The organism is Acetomicrobium mobile (assembly GCF_937920065.1).
This window is the reverse complement of the sequence record NZ_CALETC010000217.1, coordinates 1-8616: the sequence shown is the minus strand read 5'-3', so window position 1 is coordinate 8616 and position 8616 is coordinate 1. Positions and strand designations below refer to the sequence as shown.

Here is an 8616-nt window from a genome sequence, read left to right as displayed (position 1 = left end):
TAGAAGAGGCAAAAAAGATCATCAGAGAAATATCAAAAGAGCATTCCAATGCAACACACAATTGTTGGGCTTACAAGGTGGGCGTTGATTTTCCTCAAAAGCATTATTCCGATGGAGGTGAGCCTTCCGGGACGGCGGGCAAGCCTATCTTAGGTGAAATTGAACGAGCAAACCTTACCAATGCGGTCATCGTCGTTACTCGTTATTTTGGAGGAATAAAGCTTGGCGTTAGGGGGCTCATTGAAGCATATGGCCAAACAGCGAGGGAGGCAATAAAGGCAGCCGGGGTTGTCCGAAAGGTTAAGGGAAAAGAAATAATGATCGAGGTGCCTTACGATAAGCAGAGCCTCATATACTCACAGTTTAAATCGATGGGAATAGACGACTCCAACTGGGAGGCACTATACGGAGAAAAAGTCCGTCTTTATGGTAAGATTCCGGACTTTTTGGTTGAAGAGGTAGAAGAGTTGCTTTCAAATTACGTAGGGCAGGGTTGGGTTTTCTCGTGGAGCTGGGTAGATGGAGCTTACTAACTTGCGAGGGTGATGACGTTCGTGTTTGACTTTGAAACGAAATCGGTTATTTTAGCTGGTTTGTTCGTGTGTCTTACGGCCGTTGGGGCTTGGATAAGGATCCCTTTTCCCATCGTTCCTTTGACACTACAAGTATTTTTTGTACTCCTTTCAGGCATGTGCTTAGGGCCAAAGTGGGGAGCAATGTCGCAAGCCGTGTACATTGGAATGGGGTTGATCGGATTGCCGGTTTTTGCGGGCGCAAGCGGCCCGCACATCTTATTTTCACCCACATGTGGTTATTTGGTGGGTTTTATACTTGCCTCCTATGTGACAGGTAAGGTGTCAAGTGGAGAAGCGAAGTTTTTTCGATTTCTGGGTTCTTCCCTTTTAGGGCTTCTGGCGATTTACTTGTGTGGAATAATAGGCTTATATCTAAATTTAAACTTCGTTGTGGGCAAGGAAGTTTCTTTTATTGGGACGATAAAGATAGGTATCTTACCCTTTTTGGCTGCAGACGCATTAAAAGCAGCTGCGGCGGCCATCCTTGCCTCTAGGGTAGCGCCGCAGCTTTTAAATATGAGGGCAAGAGCCGGACTCAAGACAGGGACATAAACCAGGGATCTTGCCAGAATGTGTAAAATGTAACAAGAGAAAGCAAGTTGATATTTTAGCATTAATAAGTAGTCAAGTAATAAAAGTGAGGAAAGATTAAAAATTAACGATAAATGTTTTAAATAATTTTGTAAAAAGACGTAACGGTAAACGCGCTTTTAAATTGATTCATAAAGGTTAAGGCATTCGTTGTATCAGCGGTTCGACAAACTGGATTTCAGAATCCCAGGGAAATAAAATCCACGTGTCTTGACTGACCTCGGTGACATAGGTGTCTACGTAAGGTTTTCCGTCAGGTTTTGCGTAAACCGTGGCGAAATGAGCATCGGGCAACATTTGCCTTACGATTTTGGCGGTCTTGCCAGTGTCCACCAAGTCATCAATAATGAGGGCATTCCCCCCGTCAATGCCCTCTATGCTTTTTATTATCTTCAGCTCTCCCTGCTCCTTTAAAGTGTAGCTTGACACACAAACGGTATCGACGTAGTGGATATCGAGTTCTCTGGCGATAATGGCAGCCGGAACCAAGCCACCCCTAACGATAGCGATTATCTTGTCCCAGGACTGACCCTTATCGATCAGACGCCAAGCTAGGGCTTTGCTGTCCCTGTGAAGCTGGTCCCACGACACCGGAAAAGTTCTTTTATAACGATTTTTACTGACCATAGGCGATCTCCCCTCACGGAAGTGTTATTTGTGTTATTGGTTATAGTAAATTGCGATGCAATTGTATTCTAGCATTAATTAACACCACAACGTACCGGAAACGAGTAATGCGTAGTTGGAAATCCTGCAAGTTTTTTGATCACCAAAGAGGACTAATGGCCCTACTTGCTTAGCTGAGGGGTTCAATAAAAACGAGAAAGACGGTAGAATTTTAACTGACAATTATAATTTTTTTGAGGAGGTTGAAATAAGGTGAAGAGATCAGTTTTAATTGTCGCTCTTTTAATGGTTGCCATTTTTTGTACTCCTCTAATGGCCTTTGAAGCCATTCCCGCCGATAAGCTTAAGGTGGCCTGGTTGTACAATGGCCCCATTGGGGATGGCGGGTGGACCTACATGCACGACCAGGGGAGACTAGATGTAGAAAAGGCTTTCCCAGGCGTGACCACTATGTATGTGGAGTCCGTGCCCGAGGGGCCTGATTCGGTGAGGGCCATGGAAAATTTCATCAGAAATGGCGCAAAATTGATTTTCGCCACATCCTTTGGCTACATGGATTACGTCCAGGAAGCAGCTGGGAGGCATCAGGATACCATATTCATGCACTGCTCTGGATTTAAGAGAGCACATAACGTAGGCGTATATTTTGGACGAATGTACCAGTCAAGATATTTGACTGGATTGGTTGCAGGCAGTATGACCAAGAAAAATGTCATTGGGTTTGTAGCTGCCCATCCCATTCCTGAGGTAATAAGGGCACTCAATGCCTTTGCACTAGGCGCTCGCCATGCAAACCCCAACGTAAAGATAAAGGTGGTGTGGCTCTTTTCCTGGATAGATCCCGGCAAGGAAAAGGAGGCAGCTAAGGCTTTAATCGATGCCGGAGCCGATGTTCTGGGCATGCATGCCAATACCGGTGCAGTCCCACAAGCCGCTGAGGAGGCGGGAGTATATGTCATTGGTTATAACAACGATATGTCAAAGTATGCTCCCACAAAGCATCTCACGGCGCCCATTTGGAATTGGGGAGCAGTATATAAATACACGGTTGGCAAAGTTATAGATGGCACGTGGGAACCTGAGGACATATGGTGGGGGTTAAAAGAAGGCATGGTCGATATTGCTCCTTACGGAAAAGATGTGCCTGAAAGCGTAAAGGAACTTGTGGAAAGCGAAAGACAACGTATTGTTTCGGGCAAATGGGATGTATTTGAAGGCCCAATTAAGGATAATCAGGGCAAAGTTAGAGTCGAAAAAGGACAAAAGCTTACTGACCAGGATTTGATATCTATGAATTGGCTCGTCGAAGGAGTGGAAGGGGAGCTCCCTAAATAAAATTGCAAGGGGCGTGCAGGGATTTTCTGCATGCCCCTCATGGATTGGGGTCGCGACATGACTGAAAACTATTTAGTTAAGATGCGCGGAATTACTAAGGCTTTCTATGGCATTAAGGCGAATGATGGAGTGGATTTTGACTTAAAGTGCGGAGAGGTTCATGCGCTACTTGGGGAAAACGGAGCCGGAAAAAGCACCCTAATGAGTGTGTTATGCGGTTTATACCAGCCAGATGATGGAGTAATTGTGGTTAATGGCAGGAAAGTTGTCTTTCATTCTCCCAAGGATGCCATAGCTAGGGGAATCGGAATAGTCCATCAACATTTCATGTTGGTGCCGAGCCTTACTGTGTGGGAAAATATGGCCCTTGGAAGCAGGGATATGGAGTTCGTAATTGATGAAAATGCTATTTGTGAGAGGATAAAAGAGCTTTCACAACGTTACGGCCTTGACGTAGACCCATTGACGCCCGTGTGGCAGCTTTCCATAGGAGAACAGCAGCGCGTTGCCATCTTGCGGATGCTTTATCATGAAGCGAATATATTGATTTTAGACGAACCTACCTCCGTTTTAACCCCTCAGGAAATTGAGAATTTATTTATAACCATAAAACACATGAAAGAAGAAGATTACGGCATAGTTTTCATCTCCCATAAACTAAGGGAGGTCTTTGAGATCGCCGATAGAATAACAGTTCTTAGGCGGGGCAGGGTTGTGGGATCCATGAAGACATTTGAGGCAACCCCTGAAAGGCTGGCCGAAATGATGGTTGGCACCTCGGGAGTCAGCGAAGTCCGAGCAACCGAGGAAAAGCCGAAGTCGAATGGAAAACCTCTTTTGGTGGCCGAGGATATCGTAGTAAAGAACGACAAAGGGCTAATTGCCGTGGACGGCATAAGTTTTACTTTGAGGGAAAACCAGATATTGGGCATTGCTGGTGTAAGCGGCAATGGGCAAGGCGAATTGGCGGAAGCATTGTCCGGGATGCGAAAGATCGAAAGCGGAAGACTGTATTTTACGGTCGAAGATGTGACTTACGCCTCGGCAAGGCAGATGGTTGACCTGGGGGTTAAGTATATCCCGTCTGACCGCAAGGGAGTCGGTTTAGTTCCAAACATGAACGTAGCGGAAAATGTAGCTCTGCGCAAATATTGGCAGCCTCCTTTCAAGAAGGGATTTTTTATAGATTGGGACGAGGTTTACAGAGATTCCAAGTCCTTGGTGGAAAGTTATGAAATTTTAACGCCAGGAGTCAATATCCCGGTGAGGATGTTATCCGGGGGGAATTTACAGAAGTTGATATTGGCAAGGGAACTGTCAGGAGAGCTAAAAGTAGTAATAGCGATGCATCCTACCTGGGGATTGGACGTCAAGGCCACGGCTTTCGTCAGGGAAAAACTGCTGTCGGCAAGAAATGACGGCTCTGCCGTTTTGTTGATATCCGAGGATTTAGACGAGCTTTTGGCGTTAAGCGACGTGTTAGCCGTCATCTACAGAGGCAAGATCATGGGCATGATCGAAGGGCCAAAGGCCGAAAACATAGAAGAGATAGGGTTGATGATGGCGGGTATACCGACAAGCGTTGGGGGAGGAAATGTAATCGATGAGGATTAAGGTTGAGAAAAGGTTTTATATAACTAAATGGCAAGAAGTTTGCATTATTTTGGCATCAATTGTCCTGGCTTTTTCAAGCGGCGCTTTAGTTTTTCATTTTTTGGGGGTTGACCCTTTGGAAGCTTATAAAATGATGATTGACGGATCTTTGGGAGATTTTTACGGCGTGAGCGAAACCGTGGCAAAAACGATACCCCTCATAATGTGCTCTCTGGCTGTTGCGCTTTCTTTCACTATGGTAGTTTGGAATATTGGAGCGGAAGGACAATTTGTCCTGGGGGCATTGGCCTGCACGGCCTTTGTCAGGTACTTATATGTCGACAACTTTGTGGTCATGTTGGCCTGCATGGGGATATCGGCCTTACTGGCTGGGGGGTTGTGGGGAGCTTTTGCCGGTTTTTTAAAGGCCCGATGGAACGTGAACGAGATTATTACAACGTTAATGATGAATTATGTTGCCATACTTTTGTTGCAATATTTCGTTTACGGTTCATGGCGCGATCCTACCAGCTTAGGCTTTCCCATGACGCCTCTTTTCCCTAAAAGCGCACGTTTACATCAATTTTTCTCCACCAGAGTGCATTCTGGAATATTTTTTGCCGTTATAATCGCCCTTATCCTTTGGATCGTCGTTAGAAAAGGAGTATGGGGTTATGAAATAAGGGTGAGCGGTCAAAACCCAAAAGCGGCGGATTACGCGGGTATAAGGTCTACAAGAAATGTAATACTAGTCATGTTCTTATCGGGCGCTATAGCAGGCCTGGCTGGAATGGCAGAGATGGCCGGGTTGCATCGGCGTTTACAACCGGGCTTTGCCGTAGGTTACGGATATACTGCGATAATAATTGCCTGGCTGGCCAGGTTGCATCCCTTGGCCATAATTTTTGTCTCCTTCTTGTTTGGAGCCCTATTTGTCGGTGGGGAAAATTTGCAAATAGCCATGCGCCTACCGCTATCAAGTGTTCAGATATTGCAGGGATTGATATTGTTTTTCTTGCTCGGAGGGGAATTTTTCAGGAATTACCGTGTGAGCTTTATCTCCAGAAAGAGGTGACCCGCAATGGAATTGATCGTTCCAATTTTAGCTGCTGCCGTAAGAAGCGGTACGCCCATTTTATACGCTACGTTGGGTGAGATAATGACCGAGAAATCGGGCGTCTTGAACCTCGGACTTGAAGGGATCATGTTGATTGGAGCCTACGTGGGGTTTATCGTGACCTACAACACTGGATCACCTTTTTGGGGCCTCGTGGCAGCTTTTTTTGTGGGCATGGCCGTAAACGTCGTACACGCCTTTTTATGCATATCGTTAAAGGCGAATCAAGTAATTTGCGGACTTGCCATGACCATGTTTGGTACCGGGGTAAGTTCCCTTTTGGGGCGAGGCTATGTGGGAGAAACCATTGCAGGCCTTCAAGCCGTTGCTCTGCCCGTATTGTCATCTTTTCCCATAGTTGGACCCGTGTTTTTCAGCCAAGACGTGATGGTTTATATCTCCTATTTGCTCGTTTTCGTTGTGTGGTTTTTGATGTACAAGACGAAATTTGGCTTGATGATAAGAGCTGTTGGCGATAGTCCCCTTTCAGCCGAAGCCGCTGGAATATCGGTATCTGCCGTGAGATATGCTTCGACACTGCTTGGGGGAGGCCTGGTATCCCTCGGAGGTGCTTATCTGACCGTCGTTTACAGTCACATGTGGGTTGACCTGATGACGGCTGGCAGAGGATGGATAGCAGTAGCGCTGGTCATATTTGCCATATGGAATCCTCTTAGAGCCGCTTTAGGTTCATATTTATTTGGTGGAGTAGAGGCCCTTCAGATGAGGATTCAAGCCGGTGGAACTACGGTTCCTGCTCCTTTGCTCATGATGCTTCCTTATATCCTGACAATCGCGGTATTGGTTGTCATATCGGTCTTCAAGGGAAGAGGAAGGATGCTTGGCGCTCCAAGTGCCTTGGGACTTCCCTTTTATAGGGAAGAAAGGGAGTAGCGGCTATATTTTATTAAAAGAACGAGCTGCGGTTGTCTAGATTTAAGCCCCTTAGCTTCGTTTTAGCGGGCGTATGCGCCCTAACCTTAATATCCCTTATATCCCTTAACTTATTACCCGTAACGTCATCGGCTTTTAATTGCTCATCACGAGATTGTGCTCATTTAAGCGCGATACATTCAGTTTTCCCCGCATGATGGTCAATATTAGTCAGTCCCTTCTTACACTTTGCATGCTTCGCGACTGTTTCGATGATCGCAATGTACGTAGGGATGTTGCCTCGCCTTCTTGTAAACGTAACTTTACGGACAATTTGAGATTAGGACGTCGTTCCTCGAGTTTTGCACGTTGTCTAGTTGGCAATTTAATATACCTCATAATTTTGTTTATGACAACTTCTTCGCGAAATATATGATATGCAAGAAAGTCAATTTGTCTTTGCGAAGTCTTCACGCCTTCCATGAAATGATTTTTTAAGGCTGAATTTGCAATATAAAGAGCGATATGAAGAGTAGGTAAGAATTGACTAATATTGACCATTTGTTGTGATTTCTTTTAATGGGCATCTTGGCATCGTAACCGATGGCTGCATGATGTTGGGATGATAAAATTGTCATGGCGAGCTCGCGGCTAAGGAGTGAAAATCATGAGCTTTTTTGACAGTTTCTCTGAGTTTGAGCTTTGCAAAGGCCCGCTCTTGTTGGGGCGTTTTTTAAATAGAATTAATCGCTTCGTAGTTCAGGTGGAGATCGAAGGAAGTGTGACCTTTTCGTATTTGCCTAACCCTGGCAGGTTGTGGGAGATACTTTTACCGGGAGCTTATTTGTTGCTCGCCCCTTCAAGAGGCGAATTGCCCTATAAGGTAATAGCGGCGAAACGTTTGGGCAATTGGGTTATGCTTCATACCCACTTGGTCAATGACGTGGTCGATTGGATGTTGCGCAATGACTTAATTGCTGAACTGGCGGGTGCAAAAATCTTAAAGCGAGAAATTACCGTGGACAAAAGCCGCATAGATTTTCTATTGATGAAGGATGGCGAGAAGATCTTTCTTGAAGTCAAATCCTGCACTCTTTTTGGTCGTCACGTGGCGGCTTTCCCCGATGCCGTGACGGCCAGGGGCAGAAAACACGTAGAAGAACTTGCTTCTCTGAGGGAGAAAGGCTACCGTGCTGCCCTTTTATTCTTGGTGAATTCCCGAACACCCGAGATTTTTGTGCCGGATTACCATACGGATTTGGCATTTGCAATATCTTTGATCAGGCATCGCAATGCGATTGACGTGATTCCCGTTGGCGTGGATTGGAGCGATAATATGTCCATACGTGACTTGCCAGCCAAGATTTCTGTTCCTTGGGAGTTTTTAGAGGAAGAGGTCGCAGATAGGGGAGTCTACCTATCCATATTTGAAATTGATGAATTTAAGGATGTGGAGGTAGGAGCATTGGGAACCCTGAAGATGCATCCGGGATATTATGTTTATGTGGGCTCAGCCGCAAATAACTTGACCGCTCGAATTAATCGACATGCAAGAAAGCGAAAAAATCTACATTGGCACGTAGATTATCTGCGTGAAGTTGCAAAAAATGTACTCAACCTACCCATAAGAACGCGGGACGATATAGAATGCTTAACGGCAAGCAGGTTGTCCTCCGTGGCAAGTCACGCCATACACGGCTTTGGTTCTAGTGACTGCCACTGTGAATCTCATCTGTTTTATTTCCCGAGCGACCCTTTAAAGATGGCGAAGTTTATAGATATGTTGATATATTTCCGCTTCGACAGGCTTTGGGATAAAGCAGGAGTTCGCGTGTAAGGGCAAATATTTGTTCAGTGTAAAGGAGAGTTAAGTCGGTTTTGTTGCGTGAGCATCTTGAGCGTTTG

At 45.6% G+C, this 8616-nt stretch carries 8 protein-coding genes; 7 read left to right on the top strand and 1 reads right to left on the bottom strand.

All coding sequences use genetic code 11. The features are described from left to right. The coding region (locus Q7P41_RS08515) for a YigZ family protein (RefSeq protein WP_303883471.1) at positions 1–533 on the top strand (533 nt) is incomplete at its 5' end. 21 nt (positions 534–554) lie between these two features. Next, positions 555–1127, top strand: a complete 573-nt coding sequence (locus tag Q7P41_RS08510; RefSeq protein WP_303883469.1) for a biotin transporter BioY — start codon at positions 555–557, stop codon at positions 1125–1127. Positions 1128–1304: 177 nt separating this feature from the next. On the opposite strand, the gene gpt is transcribed toward Q7P41_RS08510, so the two are convergent. After that, entirely contained in the window at positions 1305–1793 is a 489-nt protein-coding gene (gene gpt / locus Q7P41_RS08505) for a xanthine phosphoribosyltransferase (RefSeq protein ID WP_303883467.1), read from the bottom strand. A 252-nt stretch (positions 1794–2045) separates the two neighbouring features. Between gpt and Q7P41_RS08500 the strand changes: the two genes are divergently transcribed. The 5 genes from Q7P41_RS08500 (at position 2046) to sfsA (ending at position 8548) form a co-directional block, all read left to right on the top strand. Further along, complete coding sequence (locus Q7P41_RS08500) at positions 2046–3128, top strand: BMP family ABC transporter substrate-binding protein (RefSeq protein ID WP_303883466.1); 1083 nt, start codon at positions 2046–2048, stop codon at positions 3126–3128. Between the two features lie 57 nt (positions 3129–3185). Then, positions 3186–4742, top strand: coding sequence for an ABC transporter ATP-binding protein (locus Q7P41_RS08495; protein ID WP_303883465.1), 1557 nt, complete (start codon positions 3186–3188; stop codon positions 4740–4742). Then, entirely contained in the window at positions 4732–5796 is a 1065-nt protein-coding gene (locus Q7P41_RS08490; protein ID WP_303883463.1) for an ABC transporter permease, read from the top strand. The genes Q7P41_RS08495 and Q7P41_RS08490 overlap by 11 nt, the downstream gene beginning before the upstream one ends. A gap of 6 nt (positions 5797–5802) precedes the next feature. Next, the gene (locus Q7P41_RS08485) at positions 5803–6732 is read left to right on the top strand and encodes an ABC transporter permease (RefSeq protein ID WP_303883461.1); all 930 of its coding nucleotides are present in this window, start codon (positions 5803–5805) and stop codon (positions 6730–6732) included. 646 nt (positions 6733–7378) lie between these two features. After that, complete coding sequence (gene sfsA, locus Q7P41_RS08480) at positions 7379–8548, top strand: DNA/RNA nuclease SfsA (RefSeq protein ID WP_303883460.1); 1170 nt, start codon at positions 7379–7381, stop codon at positions 8546–8548. Positions 8549–8616: the final 68 nt, after the last annotated feature.